General features: G+C 63.3%; 17 protein-coding genes. 9 read left to right on the top strand and 8 right to left on the bottom strand.

The genetic code is table 11. The features are described from left to right. Positions 1 to 43: 43 nt before the first annotated feature. Complete coding sequence (locus ACWGTI_RS11055; RefSeq protein WP_454587136.1) at positions 44 to 1111, top strand: aldo/keto reductase; 1068 nt, start codon at positions 44 to 46, stop codon at positions 1109 to 1111. Between the two features lie 52 nt (positions 1112 to 1163). Then, the gene (locus ACWGTI_RS11050) at positions 1164 to 2426 is read left to right on the top strand and encodes a cysteine desulfurase-like protein (protein ID WP_454587135.1); all 1263 of its coding nucleotides are present in this window, start codon (positions 1164 to 1166) and stop codon (positions 2424 to 2426) included. A gap of 107 nt (positions 2427 to 2533) precedes the next feature. Here the strand turns inward: ACWGTI_RS11050 and ACWGTI_RS11045 are convergent, their stop codons facing one another. Genes ACWGTI_RS11045 through ACWGTI_RS11020 form a run of 6 tightly spaced genes read right to left on the bottom strand, consistent with a single transcriptional unit; the run spans position 2534 to position 8570 of the window. Continuing rightward, the gene (locus tag ACWGTI_RS11045) at positions 2534 to 3562 is read right to left on the bottom strand and encodes a histone deacetylase family protein (protein ID WP_454587134.1); all 1029 of its coding nucleotides are present in this window, start codon (positions 3560 to 3562) and stop codon (positions 2534 to 2536) included. Beyond that, complete coding sequence (locus tag ACWGTI_RS11040) at positions 3559 to 4086, bottom strand: N-acetyltransferase family protein (RefSeq protein WP_454587133.1); 528 nt, start codon at positions 4084 to 4086, stop codon at positions 3559 to 3561. Before ACWGTI_RS11040 ends, ACWGTI_RS11045 begins: the two co-directional genes overlap by 4 nt. A 3-nt stretch (positions 4087 to 4089) precedes the next feature. After that, a complete protein-coding gene (locus ACWGTI_RS11035) occupies positions 4090 to 4587 on the bottom strand; it encodes a DUF523 domain-containing protein (RefSeq protein ID WP_454587132.1) in 498 nt (165 codons plus the stop codon). Positions 4588 to 4623: 36 nt separating this feature from the next. Then, the gene (locus ACWGTI_RS11030; RefSeq protein ID WP_454587131.1) at positions 4624 to 5553 is read right to left on the bottom strand and encodes a 3-keto-5-aminohexanoate cleavage protein; all 930 of its coding nucleotides are present in this window, start codon (positions 5551 to 5553) and stop codon (positions 4624 to 4626) included. 4 nt (positions 5554 to 5557) lie between these two features. Further along, positions 5558 to 6931: an aminotransferase family protein gene (locus tag ACWGTI_RS11025; RefSeq protein WP_454587130.1), complete on the bottom strand. Its 1374-nt coding sequence runs from the start codon at positions 6929 to 6931 to the stop codon at positions 5558 to 5560. A 1-nt stretch (position 6932) separates the two neighbouring features. Further along, entirely contained in the window at positions 6933 to 8570 is a 1638-nt protein-coding gene (locus ACWGTI_RS11020) for a N,N-dimethylformamidase beta subunit family domain-containing protein (protein WP_454587129.1), read from the bottom strand. Positions 8571 to 8725: 155 nt separating this feature from the next. Between ACWGTI_RS11020 and ACWGTI_RS11015 the strand changes: the two genes are divergently transcribed. From ACWGTI_RS11015 to ACWGTI_RS11005, 3 genes are all read left to right on the top strand, one after another. Beyond that, the gene (locus tag ACWGTI_RS11015) at positions 8726 to 8974 is read left to right on the top strand and encodes a ParB N-terminal domain-containing protein (protein WP_454587128.1); all 249 of its coding nucleotides are present in this window, start codon (positions 8726 to 8728) and stop codon (positions 8972 to 8974) included. Between the two features lie 139 nt (positions 8975 to 9113). After that, complete coding sequence (locus ACWGTI_RS11010; protein WP_454587127.1) at positions 9114 to 9599, top strand: SRPBCC family protein; 486 nt, start codon at positions 9114 to 9116, stop codon at positions 9597 to 9599. A gap of 43 nt (positions 9600 to 9642) precedes the next feature. Continuing rightward, positions 9643 to 10599: an alpha/beta fold hydrolase gene (locus ACWGTI_RS11005; protein WP_454587126.1), complete on the top strand. Its 957-nt coding sequence runs from the start codon at positions 9643 to 9645 to the stop codon at positions 10597 to 10599. 55 nt (positions 10600 to 10654) lie between these two features. On the opposite strand, the gene ACWGTI_RS11000 is transcribed toward ACWGTI_RS11005, so the two are convergent. Beyond that, a complete protein-coding gene (locus ACWGTI_RS11000) occupies positions 10655 to 11689 on the bottom strand; it encodes an isopenicillin N synthase family dioxygenase (protein WP_454587125.1) in 1035 nt (344 codons plus the stop codon). A gap of 198 nt (positions 11690 to 11887) precedes the next feature. Here ACWGTI_RS11000 and ACWGTI_RS10995 point away from each other — a divergent pair, with 198 nt between their 5' ends. Both ACWGTI_RS10995 and ACWGTI_RS10990 read left to right on the top strand, forming a co-directional pair. Then, entirely contained in the window at positions 11888 to 12286 is a 399-nt protein-coding gene (locus ACWGTI_RS10995) for a GFA family protein (RefSeq protein ID WP_454576273.1), read from the top strand. 118 nt (positions 12287 to 12404) lie between these two features. Beyond that, complete coding sequence (locus ACWGTI_RS10990; RefSeq protein ID WP_454576203.1) at positions 12405 to 12602, top strand: hypothetical protein; 198 nt, start codon at positions 12405 to 12407, stop codon at positions 12600 to 12602. Between the two features lies 1 nt (position 12603). Here the strand turns inward: ACWGTI_RS10990 and ACWGTI_RS10985 are convergent, their stop codons facing one another. After that, complete coding sequence (locus tag ACWGTI_RS10985) at positions 12604 to 13518, bottom strand: hypothetical protein (RefSeq protein WP_454587124.1); 915 nt, start codon at positions 13516 to 13518, stop codon at positions 12604 to 12606. A gap of 321 nt (positions 13519 to 13839) precedes the next feature. Between ACWGTI_RS10985 and ACWGTI_RS10980 the strand changes: the two genes are divergently transcribed. Further along, on the top strand, positions 13840 to 14904 hold the full coding sequence (locus ACWGTI_RS10980) for a glycoside hydrolase family 25 protein (protein WP_454587123.1): 1065 nt from the start codon (positions 13840 to 13842) through the stop codon (positions 14902 to 14904). 152 nt (positions 14905 to 15056) lie between these two features. Then, positions 15057 to 15563 carry a DUF2314 domain-containing protein gene (locus ACWGTI_RS10975; RefSeq protein WP_454587122.1) on the top strand — a complete coding sequence of 169 codons (507 nt, stop codon included), beginning with the start codon at positions 15057 to 15059 and terminating at the stop codon, positions 15561 to 15563. Positions 15564 to 15690 lie beyond the last annotated feature (127 nt).

Genomic DNA, 15690 nt, shown 5'->3' with positions numbered 1-15690 from the left:
TTCCCGCGCTGCCGCGCCAGCTTTCCCTCCGGAGCAGAAATCCATGCACAAACGCCGTCTCGGTCGGACCGATCTTCTTGTTACCCAGATCTGCCTGGGGTCGATGACATGGGGCCAGCAGAACACCGAGGCCGAAGGCCATGCGCAGATGGATCTGGCTTTTGAGCGCGGCGTGAATTTCATCGACACCGCCGAACTCTATCCGATCCCGCCCAAAGAGGAGACTCAAGGACGGACGGAGAAGTTCATCGGCAGCTGGATGAAGGCCAAGGGCAATCGCGACAAGGTCATCCTGGCCTCGAAAGTGGTCGGCCGCACCGCCAACCGCTGGTTTCGCGGCGACCGTCCCTCGAAGCTGGTGCGCGCCGACATCTTTGATGCCATCGACAAATCGCTGGCCAAGCTCGGCACCGACTATCTCGATCTCTACCAGATCCACTGGCCGGAGCGCGACATTCCGTGGGGCGCCAACCCGACTCGTGTCGGCGCCACGCCGCGCCGTGCCGACGCCATTGGCGCGCCGGCAGGCGAGACGCCGATCGCCGAGACGCTGGCCGTCTTCGACGAACTGGTGAAGGCCGGAAAAATCCGTCATCTCGGCCTGTCGAACGAAAGCTCCTGGGGCGTCATGCGCTTCATCGCCGAGGCCGACAAGGGCGTGGGCCCGCGTGTCGTTTCGCTGCAGAACGCCTACAACCTCGTCAACCGCACCTTCGAGGTGAACCTGGCCGAGGTTTGTGAGCGCGAAGAGGTTGGCTTTCTCGCCTATTCGCCGCTGGCGCAAGGCTATCTTACCGGCAAATACGACCATGGCGCGCGGCCGCAAGGCTCGCGCTCGCAGCTGTTCAACCGCGGCCAGCGCTATGAGACGCCGAACGCAGCGGAAGCGCAGCTCGAGTACAATGAGCTGGCGCGCTCCTTTGGCCTCGAACCGGCGCTGTTCGCCAACGCCTATGTCGCCAGCCGGCCATTTGTAACTTCCAGCATCATCGGCGCGACGACGATTGCCCAGCTTGAAATGGCGTTGTCCTCGGCCGACGTGACCTGGACCGACGAGATGCAGAAGGCCGTCGACGCGATCCACCAGCGCGTTGGCAATCCGTGCCCATAGGCAAGCCGCCCGGACGGGATTGCCGAGCAAAGACAAGGGGAAGGGGACAGCAATGGATTTTCCGATCGAGACTGTCAGGGGGAAATTTCCGGCGCTGGGCCTGACCGACAAGGGCCGCCGGCGCATCTATCTCGACAATCCGGCTGGCACGCAGGTACCGCAGGCGGTTGCCGATGCGGTGGCGCGCTGTCTGTTGACTACCAACGCCAATCTCGGCGGCCATTTCGAGACCACGATTGCCGCGCAAAAGGTGGTTGACGACGCCCATGCGGCAATGGCCGATTTCCTCGGCGCGGCAAGCCCAGAGGAAATCATCATCGGCGCCAACATGACGACGCTGACCTATCACATGTCGCGCACGCTCGGCCGCGGCTTCAAGCCGGGCGACGAGATCATCGTCACCCGCATGGATCACGAGGGAAATGTCTCGCCCTGGCTGCAACTGGCCGAGGATCTCGGCCTTGTCGTGCGCTTCCTGCCCTTCGACGAGAAGAGCTGGCAGGTCGAAGAGGCGGCACTCAGCGCTCTGCTCACCGACAAGACGCGGCTCGTCGCGCTGAACTATGCCTCGAACCTCACCGGCTCGATCAACCGGGTTCAGGCGCTGACGGCAATCGCCAAACAGGCCGGCGCGCTGGTCTATGTCGATGCCGTACAGTTCGCCCCGCACGGGCTGGTCGATGTGCAGGAGCTCGGCTGCGATTTCCTGGTCTGCTCGGCCTACAAATTCTTCGGGCCGCATATGGGCATCCTTTGGGGCCGTCGTGATGTCATCGATGCGCTGAAACCCTACAAATGCCGCTGCTCGTCCAATGGCTTGCCTGAGCGGTTCGAACTCGGCACGCCACAGATCGAACTGATGGCCGGCCTAACGGCGGCGGTCGATTATTTCGCGGAACTGGGTGCCGTAGCCGGCGAGGGCGGTTCACGGAGACGCAGGATTGCCAAGGCATTCCAGGTCTCGATCGCCTACGAAAACCCGTTGGCGCTAAGGCTGATCGAGGGGTTGTCGGACATTGAGGGCCTGACCATCCGCGGCATCACCGATCCCAAACGGGTCAACGAGCGTGTGCCGACGGTTTCGTTCACGGTCGAAGGCATCGTGCCGGAGACGATCGTGCGGCAGATGAATGCCGAAAACATCTTCCTGTGGTCGGGCCACAACTACGCCTGGGAGATCGTTCACCAGCTCGGCATTCCTGCCGAGCAAGGCGTCGTGCGCATCGGTATTGCCCACTACAACACGGCGGCCGAAATCGACGAGACGCTGGAGAGCGTGCACCGGGTCATCGCCATGCTGAGGCAACAGCGCTAGAGCAATTCCAGGAAAAGTGTGAGCGGGTTTTCCGTCCGGAATTGCGTAAAAAACAAAGACATAGAGCGGTTTGACGTTTCCGTGAAACGGTGAAACGCTCTAGCCAACTATCGCTGTTTGTCGCCGAAGCCGGTGAGGAAGGCGGTGAGGTTGTCGCCGAGTGCGTCACAGAGATAGCCGCCTTCCTGCACGATCACCGTCGGCAGGCCCAGCTTTGCGATCGCCTCGCCGATGCGCGAGAAGCCGGGCGTGGTCACCGAAAGCCCGCCGAACGGGTCGCCCTCGAACGCATCGAGACCGAGCGCCACGACCAGCGCCTCCGGCGCGAAGGCCTGGATGCGCTGGACCGCCGCTTGAAGCGCTTCGAGAAATGCCGCATCGGCTGACTTGCGCGGCAAGGGCAGGTTAAGATTATAGCCGAGGCCCGGCCCTTCGCCTCGCTCGTCGGCATGGCCCCAGAAGAACGGATAGAAGCGCACCGGATCGGCATGCAGCGAGACGGTGAGCACGTCGGATCGCCCGTAAAAGATGCCCTGCGTGCCGTTGCCGTGATGCAGGTCGACATCGAGGATCGCCACCCGCGCTGCCTGCTTACGCAACCTTTGTGCTGCGACCGCCGAATTGTTGATGAAGCAGAAGCCGCCTGCGACATCGGCAAAGGCATGGTGGCCGGGCGGCCGGCAGAGCGCGTATGCGGCGGGCGCGCCGGCCCTGACGGTTTCGGCAGCCTCGACCGCGCTCCAGGCGCTCCACAGCGCACTCTGCCAGGTCTCGGCCGAGATAGGGCAGGCTGTGTCCGCCATGTGGTAACCGGCCTGGCCGACCGCCGAAGCCGGGTAGGCGCCGCCGCGGGCGAGCGGATGGATGTTGGGGATGACTTCCGCCGAGGCGCCCTCAATGCGCCGCCAGCGCGCAAAAATGTGCTCGAGGAAGGCGAGATACTCTGGCGTATGCACTGCCGCGACCGGGCCAAGGCCATGATCCCTGGGTCGCTCGATGGTCAAGCCGGCGGATTTTGCGCCGGCTAACAATCGCTCGGCGCGCTCCGGCTGTTCAGGATTGGGCTGCGGTGCACCGCTGGACAGGAAGGCCTTGGGGTCGTGGCGTTTCTGCTCCTTGGCAAAGAAAGCTTTCATTCCGTTTCCCCATCCAGCACTGAATCGGCAAAGGCGAAAAAGGCCTCGCCGACGATCTTCTGCGTCTGCTCGTAATGCGCCCAGCCGATGCCCAATCTTTCGTAGAAGGCCTTGGCACCGTCATTGTCGGTATCGACCGACAGCCTGAGATAGGCGCCGCCATCCCTGTGGCAGTCGCGCGCGACCCGGCGCAGCAGCTTTTCGCCGATCTTGCGGCCGCGAAACCGATCCTCGACGTAGAGGTCCTGGATATAGACGCCGGGCCGCCCCATCCAGGTCGAGAAGATCGGGAAATGCAGGCAGAGCCCCGCAAATTCACCGCCCACTTCGGCGATCAGGGTGGAGAAGGCCGGCTTTTCACCAAAACCGTAGCGGCGCAAATCCTCGGCGGTGGACGTGATCTCCTGATGCCCGCCGATGTGGGTGCCGAGCTTGAGCAGCGCGCCGTAGATGGTGTCGACGTCGCCGATGGTGCCGACGCGGATGACGGTATCGCTGGTCCTGGTCTGGATCTTTCCTGCCATGGATCAGGCCGTGGTTCCGGCTGAACCGTTCAGGAGGTCGTCAAGTTCGCCGATATCGTCTTCCGAAAAGACGCGAATGCCATTCGCTTCCAGGAGCGCGGTGGTCGTGCCACGGCCGGCTACGCGCTTGCCCGAAAAACTGCCGTCATGGACGAAGCTTGAGCCACAGGACGGGCTGCTATCGGTGAGAACCGCATAGCGACATCCGGTTTCCCGGGCCAGATCGAGGGCAAGCTGGCCGGCTTCGAGATAGAGAGCGGTCACGTCGTTTCCCGTCTGCTCGATCACCCGGCCTTGACCGTCATGCACAGCGTCCCCTGTGCCGCGAATTTCTGCCGGAGGACGCGGCGTGGAGAAGCCTGCGGCAACCTCGGGGCAGATTTGCACGACCCGCCCCTCCGCCTGCCATCGCGTCAATACGGGATGGTTGTCGAGCCGGTAGGAGCCGTTATAGCGGACGTGGCTGCCAAGCAGGCAGGCCGAGACCAGAATCTTTTCCATGTCAGCCTCATTTTACCACGCGATCCCGTGCAAGCCCTAGAAGGCTACCCGGTCGCCGCCCTTCAGCGCCAGCATGTCACGCGCCTCCAACGGTGTGGCGACGTCCAGCGACAGGCCGTCGAGAATCGAGCGGATACGGCGCACCTGGTCGGCGTTGGATTTGGCCAGCTGCCGCCCATCGTAGAGACTGTCCTCCAGCCCGACGCGGACATTGCCGCCCATCGCCGCCGCAATCGAGATCAGCGGCATCTGGTTGCGGCCGGCGGCGAGCACCGAGAACTGGTAGCTGTCGCCGAACAGTTTGTCGGCGATGCGCTTCATATGGATGAGATTGTCGGGATCAGCACCGATGCCGCCCAGAATGCCAAGCACGAACTGGATGAACAGCGGCCCCGACACCAGGCCGCGGTCGCGAAAATGCGCCAGCGAATAGAGATGACCGACATCGTAGCATTCGAACTCGAAGCGCGTACCGCAGCCCTTGCCGAGTTTTTCGAGAACGCCTTCCATATCGGCAAAGGTGTTCTTGAAGATAGTGTCGCGCGTGGCTTCGAGCAGCTTTGGTTCCCACTCGTGCTGCCATTCCCTTGGCTTGTCGAGCATCGGGAACAGCGCGAAATTCATCGAGCCCATGTTGAGCGAGCACATTTCCGGCTCGGCCCTGAGCGGGGCCGCCAGCCGCTGGTCCAGCGTCATCAGCGACGAACCACCGGTGGTGATGTTGATGACGGCATCGGTTGCCTGCTTGATGCGTGGCAGGAATTGCATGAACACCTCAGGATCGGCGGTCGGCCGACCGTCCCTGGGGTCGCGGGCATGGAGGTGCAGGATCGAGGCGCCGGCTTCCGCTGCCGCGATGGCGTCCGTCGCGATCTGGTCCGGCGTCAGCGGCAGATAGGGCGACATGGACGGCGTGTGCACCGAGCCGGTGACCGCACAGGTGATGATGACTTTCCGCGGCGCCATGCTTTTAACCTTCGACGGGCAGGTCGAGCTCGGCCGCCAGAACTTCCAGCGAGTCGCCGATGATGGAAAGGATCTCGCCGACCTGTTCAGCCGTGACGATCATCGGCGGGGCGACCATGAAATTATCACCGTCGACGCCGCCCTTGACCCTGCGGCCGTAGATGATCAGCCCGCGTTCGTAGGCGAGGTCGAGCAGACGCTGGGTGGCTTTCTTGCCCTGGTCGATCGGCCGCAGCGTATCGGGATCGGCAACCATCTCGGCGCCGGTGAGCAGGCCCTTGCCACGCACGTCGGCAATGAATGGAAAGCGCTTGGCCAGCCCCTTCAGCCCGTCCATCAGCACGTCGCCCATGGCGGCGGCGTTGGCGATCAGGTCGAGCCGGTCCATTTCGCCGAGCACCGCAAGCCCGGCGGCGCAGGTCAGCGGGTTGCCGGCATAGGTGTGGCCATGCTGGAAGCCGCCCGAGGCCAGCAGCGGTTCGACCAGCCGCATCGGCGCGGCAAGCGCGCCGAGCGGCGCATAGCCCGAGCCTAGTCCCTTCGACAGCGCGACGATGTCAGGCTTGCAGTTCCAATGGTCGCCGCCAAGGAATTTGCCTGTGCGGCCGGCGCCGCTCATCACTTCGTCATGGATGAGCAGGATGCCATAGCGGTCGCAGATTTCGCGGATGCGCGGATAATAGCTGTCGGGCGCCACCAGGGCGGAAGTCGCAGCACCGCCGACCGGCTCCATGATGAAGGCGAGCACGCTGTCCGGCTCTTCGGCCTGGATTTTCTCCTCCAGCATGTCGGAATAGCGGATGCCGCGCTGTTCCATCGACAGGTTGTCGCGGTCGCGCCATGCGGTCGGCGCCGGTACGGTCGGCATCACGCGCATCATCGGCGTGAAGGTCTCGGCCAGCGCATCGTCGCCGGTGATCGACAGCGAACCAAGTGTGCCGCCATGATAGGAGGGAAAACGCGTGATCACCTTCCAGCGCTTGGGCTGGCCTGTGGCGACGGCCCATTGCCGCGCCAGCTTGATGCAGGATTCCGTCGCTTCCGAGCCACCGGAGACGAAGAAGATGCGGTCCATGCCCTCCGGCAGTTTTCCCGCGAGTTTCCGCGCCAGCTCTTCCGCCGGTTCGTTTTCGAAATGCAGCCGGTAGGCGAAGGTGGCGCGGTCCATCTGCCGCTTCATGGCGTCGAGCACGTTGCGGTTGGAATGGCCGATATTGGCAACCATCGGCCCGCTCGAGCCGTCGATGAAACGGCGACCGTCCTGCGTCCACATGTAGATGCCTTCGGCGCGGTCGATGAGCGGCCGGCGCAGGCTGGAGAGATAAAACAGATGCGAGGGGGCGCGCGCTTCTGTTTCAGCGGAGGAGGGCTTCTGCATGTCAGGACTTTCCGAGATAGCGATCGATTACATTCTTGGTCACGCGCTCGACCATCGGGTCCTGCCTTGAGAGGCCTGCGACCCATTCGCAGCTTCCGGCGTGAAAGACCTCGCCCTTGCCGCGCGGGAAATTGACGATCATGCCATTGCCGCGTTTGACTTTTTCCAGATTGGCGTCGCTTGGCTCCCCAAACAGCGTCTCGGCGGTGAAACGGCCGTCCTCGTCTGCCAAAAACTGGTCCTCGATCGGGATGTCGGCGCTTTCCTCGACCTGGCTTGCCATGCCCACCGCCAGCACTTGCAAGCCGTCGGGCGCGCCGCTGTTCGGTGTTGGATAGGGCAGGCCGCCGCGGATTTCGAAATCGAGCCCGTCGACCTCATAGCCATAGACATGGCTGTCGGCGCCGAGCAGGTCGCCATAGTAGATGCCGGTGCCGGCAAAGGCCCAATGCTCGGGCCGATAGACCGGAAAGCCGCGCACGCCGCGCGGCGCACAGCCACCCCAGCCGGCATAGACGCCGCGTGTGGCGTTGAGGCCGAACGTGGCGCTACCCGGCCGGCCGATCTCCGGCGCTTCCCAGGAATTGGTGGCGCGGGTGACGTCGCCGCCGTAGACGGGGTCTTCGGCCCGCGCCCGGTATTTGTAGCAGACCTGCCGGCGGCCTTCGTCTTCGAGCCTGGTCTGCCACATGAAATTGCCGGCAAAGCGCGCCGCATGGCCGCCGCGTTCAACGTAGTTGTCGACCGCATCGCGCATTTCCCAGGTCCAGTATTCGTCATGGCCGACGAAGACGACGCAATCATACCCGTCGAGGATTTCGGGCGAAAAGTGCAGATCGTGCTGGCTGGCGAGATCGACGTGATAGCCGGCGCGCTCGGCAAAGCGGAAGAAGTGGCTGTCGTAGCTAGCCCAGCCGGACGACGCGTATTTCTTCGAATGCCCGGTGGCATAAGCCCATTCCATATGGGGATAGCGCGGCACCGTCTTCGGCGGCACCGCGACCTCCAGCGGAACCCGCGGCGCATCCTTGGGCAGCACCACGAAACCGCGGCACCAGGGCCGCTGCGTCGACACCATGCGCGCATACTGGTCGCGGCCCGGCCCGGTGATGCCCTGATAGGCATTTGAGCCGCCCCAGGTGTTGTAGGACAGCCAGGTGCCCGTCGCCGCCACCTGCAGCACACGGCCAGGTTTCTTGCCGGGCAGAGGAGCGACGATGATGAGATGGTGGCAATGGATCGGCTTGCCGTCCCGGCCATCCGCCGCCAGCGTGAGGCGATAGGCGCCGGCGGGCCAGTCGTCGCCGATGCGAAATTCGAACGACGCTTCCCAGCCGCAGCCTTCAACCGAGCACTGGTCAGGCGTGTCCTGCCAGCGCGCCGACAGGCCCATTTGCTCAAAGACTTTGGTTTCGGCGCCGCCGTCTCGAATGACGTCGATGCTGAAGCGCGGCGCCGTCGAGCTGACATGCAGCGTCACGGTCTCACCAGCTCGGTAGGAAAAGCGGTCGGAATAGCACCAGATCTCGCCGCGCTCGCCATCCATCCCCGGCCATTCATAATAATGGCCGCGCACAGCCTCGCGGCGCTGCTCGGACGTCAGTCCGAAATCGGGAAATTCGGTCGGCAGCTGGGTCATGGACACCGAAAAGGATCGAAGGCCGCCATTTCGGCCATCTCCCGGGCAAGCGTCAAATGGAAACGATCGGGCCAGCAATTGCTTGGCCGCTCTTGGCCACTCCCGCCAAAGCGACTATCTCAGGCAAGGCGGCATTTTCCGCCTCGGGAGCAGGCATGCTGAGAGTGCAGAAGGTCAAGGTCGACGACATCTACGTGCCGACGGCGCGCAAGAAGACGCTGCATCCCGAAACCGTTCGGCATCTGGCTGAGGACATCCTGGAAAACGGCATGAAGACGCCGATCCAGGTCCGCCATGACGGCAAGCGCCATATCCTGGTCGAAGGCCTGCATCGACTGGAAGCCGCCAAATGGCTCGGCGAGAACGAGATCGACGCCTATCTGGTTCAGGCCAAGCGTCACTGAGGCGCACTCCTCCACAGTCTCCCAACAACCGGCCGATCATCGTTTCGCAGATTTTTTTCGCGGGACCGTGTCGGCATGCGCCGTACTCACCCGTCCTTGGGGCAGAACCCAAATTCAATCCCCAAAACGAGGAAATCCAATGACCACCAAGCTCGACATCGTCCCCGCCAATGACCGCGAACTGGTGCTTGGCCGCATCATCGATGCGCCGCGCCAGAGCGTCTATCGCTGCTGGACCGAGCCGAAGCTGGTGACGCAGTGGTTTTCACCCAAGCCATGGACGACGCCGCGCGCCGAAATGGATGTGCGCAGCGGCGGCTCCAGCCTTGTCGTCATGGCTGGCCCCGACGGCAACGAATTTCCCAATCCCGGCGTCTTCCTCGACGTCGTCCCCGGCGAAAAGATCGTCTTCACCGATGCCTACACCAGCGCCTGGGAGCCGTCTGAAAAGCCGTTCATGACTGTCGTGCTGACCTTCGAGGACGAAGGCAACGGCAAGACCCGCTACATCGCCCGGGTCAGGCACTGGAGCGCTGCCGACCGCGAGCAGCATGAGAAGATGGGTTTTCACGAGGGTTGGGGCCAGTGCGCCGAGCAGCTCGAAGAACTCGCCAAGACCCTTTGAATCCGCAACCCCTTTTTTGACCCGGACACCGGAGGAGACTGACATGTCCAGAGCGACCCTTTTCGCCATTCTTGCCTCGGTTGCAGCCTTGTTCGCAGCACCCGGCCTTACCAATGCAGAGGAGACCAAGCCCGCCATGACCACTGAAGCCACAGCCATGCCGAAGCCGGAAAAGTCCGGCCTGCTGCCGATCGGCGGCCTGAACTACTACTATGCTGTCTACGGCAAGGGCGAGCCGCTGCTTCTGCTGCATGGCGGTCTCGGCACATCCGACATGTTCGCGCCGCTGCTGCCGAAGCTGGCGGAAAACCGCACCATCATTGCCGTCGACCTGCAGGGCCACGGCCGCACCGCGATCGGCGAGCGTCCCTTCACGCTGGAAGCGATGGGCGACGATATGGCCGGCATCGTCAAGGCGCTCGGCTACGACAAGGTCGACGTGCTCGGCTATTCCCTAGGCGGCGGCGTCGCCTTTCGCCTGGCCGTCCAGCATCCGGAAGTGGTGCGCCGGCTGGTGCTGGTTTCCACCGGCTTTTCTCCCGATGGCTTCTATGACGAAATGCGTCCGCAGCAGGCGCAGGTGAGTGCGGCTGCCGCCGAGTTCATGAAGGACACGCCGATGTACAAATCCTACGTCGCCGTTGCGCCGCGTCCTGACGATTTCCCGAAACTGCTCGACGCGCTCGGCAATTTCATGCGCAAGGATTACGACTATTCGGCCGATGTGGCGAAGCTGAAGATGCCGGTGATGCTGGCCTATGGCGACAGCGACATGTACAAGCCCGAGCACGAGATCAAGTTCTACCAGATGCTCGGCGGTGGGCTGAAAGACGCAGGCTGGATGCGCGAAAACCTGTCGCAAAACCGGTTGGCCATCATTCCCAACCGCACCCACTACGACGTCTTCTTCGCTCCGGAACTGACGGCTGCCGCGCTGCCATTCCTCAATGGCGAGACCAGGGTGAAGACCTGGGATGAGGTCGTGAGCGAAACCAGGTAGCTCTGCCCAGAATGCTGCCGGCCGTCTCTGCGAGGCGGGCCGGTTTTTGGCCGAATTACGAAGCTTTGGCGCGGCGGGGCGCGCGCAAATGCTTGATGCCGTTCATCTCGACGAAATTCGTCGCCGACTCCCAGAGATAATCGCCATAGAGGAACGGCTCGAAGGGTGCCGCATCTGCCAGCAGGAGCGGCGCGATCTCCGCATCGACCCGCGGCTCATAGAAGAACGGAATCGAGTAGCGCGCCGTTTTCGGCGCAATCACCCGGTGCCGCGTCGCCCGCACACGACCGCCGGTCCAGCGCTCGAGCAATTGGCCGAAATTGACCGCCAGCGTGCCGTCGGCGGGCGGCACGTCGATCCATTCGCCGGCAAGGTTTTTGGCTTGCAGCCCCTCGACGCCGTCCTGCGCCAGCAGCGTGACGAAGCCGGAATCGGCATGTTCGCGGCCGATAACGGTGCGCGTCTCGCCCTTGTGGACGACGGAAAACTCCGGCGCGCTCAGATCGACACCGCTGTTGGCGTCGCGCAAGGGATAGCGGATCAGCCGCAACGTCGAGATGCCGCCGTCGAAATCCGCATCGAAGATGGTTTCCGGCAGATCGAGCCCGCGCGCGATCGAGCGCATCAGCGCGTTGCCGAGCGCTTCCATGGCCAGGTAATACTGTGCGGCAGCACCGCGCCAGCCAGGCAGCGCCGCTTCGGACGGCAATGGAGTCGGCTCGCGCAGCGGGTCGCCCGCATCGTCGGCGGCGTTGGTGGGCGCATGCGCAATGTCCGGGCCTATATCGATGCCTTCCTTGTAGGAGACGGCCGTCGGCTGCAGTGGGAACCACCCACGATAGACGTTCTTCTTCGTGCGATCGAAATTCCAGCGAAGCAGCTTTGCCTTCTCCGCGTCGGGCAGGGTGAAGATATTGAGCAGCAGCAATCGCTTGTCCCGTGTCAGCCAGTCGTCGCCAGGAAAATCCCGGATCGCCATGAAACCGATGCCGGAGGCGGCAGCCATGATCCGCGCATCGGTGTGGTGGCGGCCGGGCGAGGGCGGTCCGAACAGATCCGCGACCGCAATGGTTTCGATGTCCTGCGCCATGATTTCCTCCCGGTCGGCCCTGCGATAAAACAGGCGCGGCCGCCGGCTGGCTGTCAATGCTTCGCCGCTCCCTGCGTTGGGCCAGCAACAGCCCATCGGTCGTATCAGCGCAATCGATAGCGCCATCAGGGCTTTTCAATTGACCGAAAGCTGCCAGTCGATACTTTCCAGGGATCTCCAGCGCGACGGGTTCAGATGATGGCGAAATATGAGGGTGGGTGCCTGTGCGGGGCGGTGCGTTATGGTGCTGAGGCGCCGCCGGTCAACCAGCGCGTCTGCCATTGCCGGCGCTGCCAGAAGGTGATCGGCGCGGCCTTTAACGCGCGTCTGCTGTTTCGCATCGACGATGTCACCGTCGAGGGACAGGTGGCGACGGTCAACACCTCTGCGGACCTCAAGCGCGGCTTTTGCGCCGCGTGCGGCACGACGCTGTTTTCCCGGCGCGATTCCGCCGGCATCGTCGGCATCACGACCGGCTCGCTCGACGATCCCTCGCTGTTCAAGCCCGAAATGCATATGTGGACGGCCTCGAAGCAGCCCTGGCTGCGGCTCGATGACGGGCTGCCGCAACATGAAGGTGCGCCGCCTCCGAACTGACGCAGGCCTTATCGGAAATTAATCCCGAAAACACGACATAGCCGGCAAAGCGTCATTGGCGGGCCATGATTGCCTGCCTATCTATCGGCTGCGGGCCCGGTATTCGAGGAGACGACCGATGAGCGACAGAATCAACACCCTGGACGAGCTTTTGAGCGATCCGATGGTCCTGCTTGTGATGGAGCGTGATCGCGTGCGTCCCGAACAGGTGCGCCTCCTGCTCGAACGCCACCGCCGCCCCGCCGCCGACGAGCCGTCGGTGCCGCCGGCGCATGTGGTGGCCAAGACCTGCCTGCGGGAATGGCTGGGCAGGTAGGTCAGCCCGAACTTGCCGGCAAATAGCTGTAATGGCTGCGAAAATAGGCCAGCTTGAAACCGAGCCGCGCATAGTTGCGATAGGCCGGGCCGTTGCGGTCGGGGTGCGGCGCCTCGATGTCGGCGACAAACAGTTTCGCGCCGGCCGCAAGGCCGTCGCGCACCATGGCTTCGCCTAGCATGGCATCGAGATCGAAGCTTGGCGCCATGATGCCGGGTACCGGCGCGTCGATGCCGCTCCAGGCCGTTCCGTCAGCGCCGATGAACAGCGAGCGCACCGCGGCCGCGCCGCCGTCCCGCCGCGCAAGGTAATGATGCCAGCCCTGTCGGCCGACCAGCGCCTTAAGCCATGGTGAGGTCGGCAGCCGGTACTGGCTGTCGATGAAGCCTGCCCATTCGCTTGCCGTTGCCCGCGTCACCCGCTCGACCGAAACGCCCTCGATCGGGAAAAGCGGTTCAGCCGCCAGAGGTGCTGCCTCGCGAAAAATCCGTTCCCAACCGCTCAGGCGCTGCAGGCCGCGCGCCTCGAGCCAGCATCTGAGCGCAGAAGGCTCGGCGTGCGGATTGTCATAGAACCACGGCCTCGCAATGCCGGCGGCGCGGTAATGCGCCAACAGCGCGTCAAGCTGGTTCTCGCTGGCCGGGCCATCGACGCCGATATTCTTGACGCAGTTGAAATGGATGAACGGGATTGCCGTGCATGTGGTCCAGACCAGATCGCCGTCTTCGGCAATCGCCAGTCCGAGCCGCGCGGCAAAGTCCGCCGGTGAGGCGCGATAGAGGTCGAGCCAGGCATTGACCTCGGCGCGTTCGATGGCGCGGCTGAAATCGCGGGAGACGTCCTCCATTGCGATGGCGGGTTGATGCGGTTCTGGCAGGGCGACCGGCTGCAATTCGGACAGAGCGGCGGACGACATGGTTTCCTCCCGGTTCGTAACCTTACAATGTAAGGTTAGTGCAGGGTAATATTAACACGGAACTTGTCAAGCGGGATGGTGAGCTGAAGCCTCAGCCGAGACTTTTCCTGGCACCATCAATCCGTCTCGGCTCTGAAGCGTCGCCCGGAGCGGGTCAGCCGCTGCGCTCTCCCTTCAGGCTCGACAAGGCAGAACGAAGATCTGGCTTATGGCTAATATTCGATTCAAACTTTATTGGTAATTTATCGTTAGTAATCGAAGCCGGTTTGTCCGGCGGCGTCTGTTTGCCATCGGTCTGTTGTGTTTTGCGTACAGGTCCAGATGCGGATTTCAGGCGTCGTCAGTTTTATGGTGGCATCGCTGTGCCTTGCCGGCTGCTCGTCCACAGCGGGCGTCGATGCCTTGCAGCCGTCGAACGAGACGACCAGTTCGGTCGTGCGGCCAAGAGCGCCGGTCGCAGCGGCTCCGGCGGTGACTGCCGACCTTGCGCCAATGCGGTCCGACATGGTGGTCGACAACGCTGTGGCCGACAATGCGCCGCCCTTTTCCATGGTCGAGGAAGAACAGGCCATCGTCGCGGACACACCTCAGGAAAATGCCGAGCCGCCGGTCGAGCCGGTTGCCTTGATGTCTCCGCCGAAGCGGCTGACCCGCGCGGCGCCTGCCATGCTGGCTGCGCCCGTCACCCGCTACGGCTTTCGCGATGCCAAGCCGATCAATTTCGGCAAGGCGTCGCCGCGCTATCTTGCCGTGCACGGCGTCGACGTCTCGCGCTGGCAGGGCAACGTCAACTGGAGCAAGCTGCGCGCTCAGGGCGCCAACTTCGCCTACATCAAGGCGACCGATGGCGGCGACCATCTCGATCCGATGTTCATGAAGAACTGGCGCAATGCCGACGCCGCCGGATTGAGGCGCGGCGCCTATCATTTCTTCTACTGGTGCCGCACCGCCGGCGAGCAGGCCGACTGGTTCATCCGCAATGTGCCGAAGATGGACGGCGCGCTGCCGCCGGTGATCGATGTCGAATGGAACGGCGAGTCCTCCTGCAAGCGGCGGCCTTCGCGCGCGACGGTGCTGGAGAAGATGCAGGTGTTCATGGACAAGCTCGAGCGCCACTACGGCCAGCGGCCCATCATCTACACCAGCCCGGATTTCTACCGCGACAATCTCAAGGGCGCATTTCTCGACTACCCGTTCTGGCTGCGTGCCGTCGCGCGGCATCCGTCAAAAGTCTATCCCGGCCGCAAATGGCTGTTCTGGCAGTATTCCGGCTCCGGCCTGTCGCATGGCGTGACCGGCCGCATCGACCTCAACGTCTTCCATGGCGACGAGCGCGCCTGGCGGGCCTGGGCGGGCGGGCAGACGACCATGGCCGACGCAAACTGAGGGCTCACGCGAGCTATCGCCGGCAACTCCGTGGCATTTGGGTGCCTTGGCTTGAATTTTTCGCTTTTCGCTAACGATCCGCTCACCCTGTCCTTTAGCTGTATCGCAACAGCCCTCCGGTAACGTGCCCGTGGTCGGGTTCGGAGGGGTTCATGCGCAATCCAATTGTGGCCATCGCTGTTGTCGCCGCCGTCGGCTATGGATTTTTCAATGCGCTCGGGCATATGCCGGGCGGCAGTGGCGCTTCGCTGGCGGAGTCGAAGCAAAACGTCGTTTCCTATTCCACCGAGGACGAGGCGATGCAGGCTGCCAAGAACAGCGGCCGCTCTACCCTCAAGCGCTTCCACGAATTGATGGCTGCCGGCACGCCCGGCACCTACACGGTAAAATTCCCGCTGACCCAGAACGGCGCCACCGAGCATATCTGGCTGCAGCTGGTCGGCTACAGCGACGGCTCCTATATCGGCCTGCTCGCCGACGTGCCGGTCAACGGCAACAAATACAAGATGGGCGACAGGATGACGGTGGCCGAAGCCGACGTCGAGGATTGGATGATCAAGAACGGCAAGGTGATCTACGGCGGCTATACAACCCGCCAGGCGCTTGCGGACATGCCGAAGGAGCAGGTTGCAAAATACGGGCTGACCTTCAAGGATTAGAGGTCTTCTTCCTTCTCCCCCTGTGGGAGAAGGTGGATCGGCGCAGCGCCGAGACGGTTGAGGGGTGCGCGAAGGATCGCCGACCCTTGCCAAGCTGGAGCACCCCTCATCCGACCTCGCTTCGCGA

Source organism: Mesorhizobium sp. ArgA1 (assembly GCF_053714375.1).
This window is presented reverse-complemented; position numbering and strand designations above follow the sequence as displayed.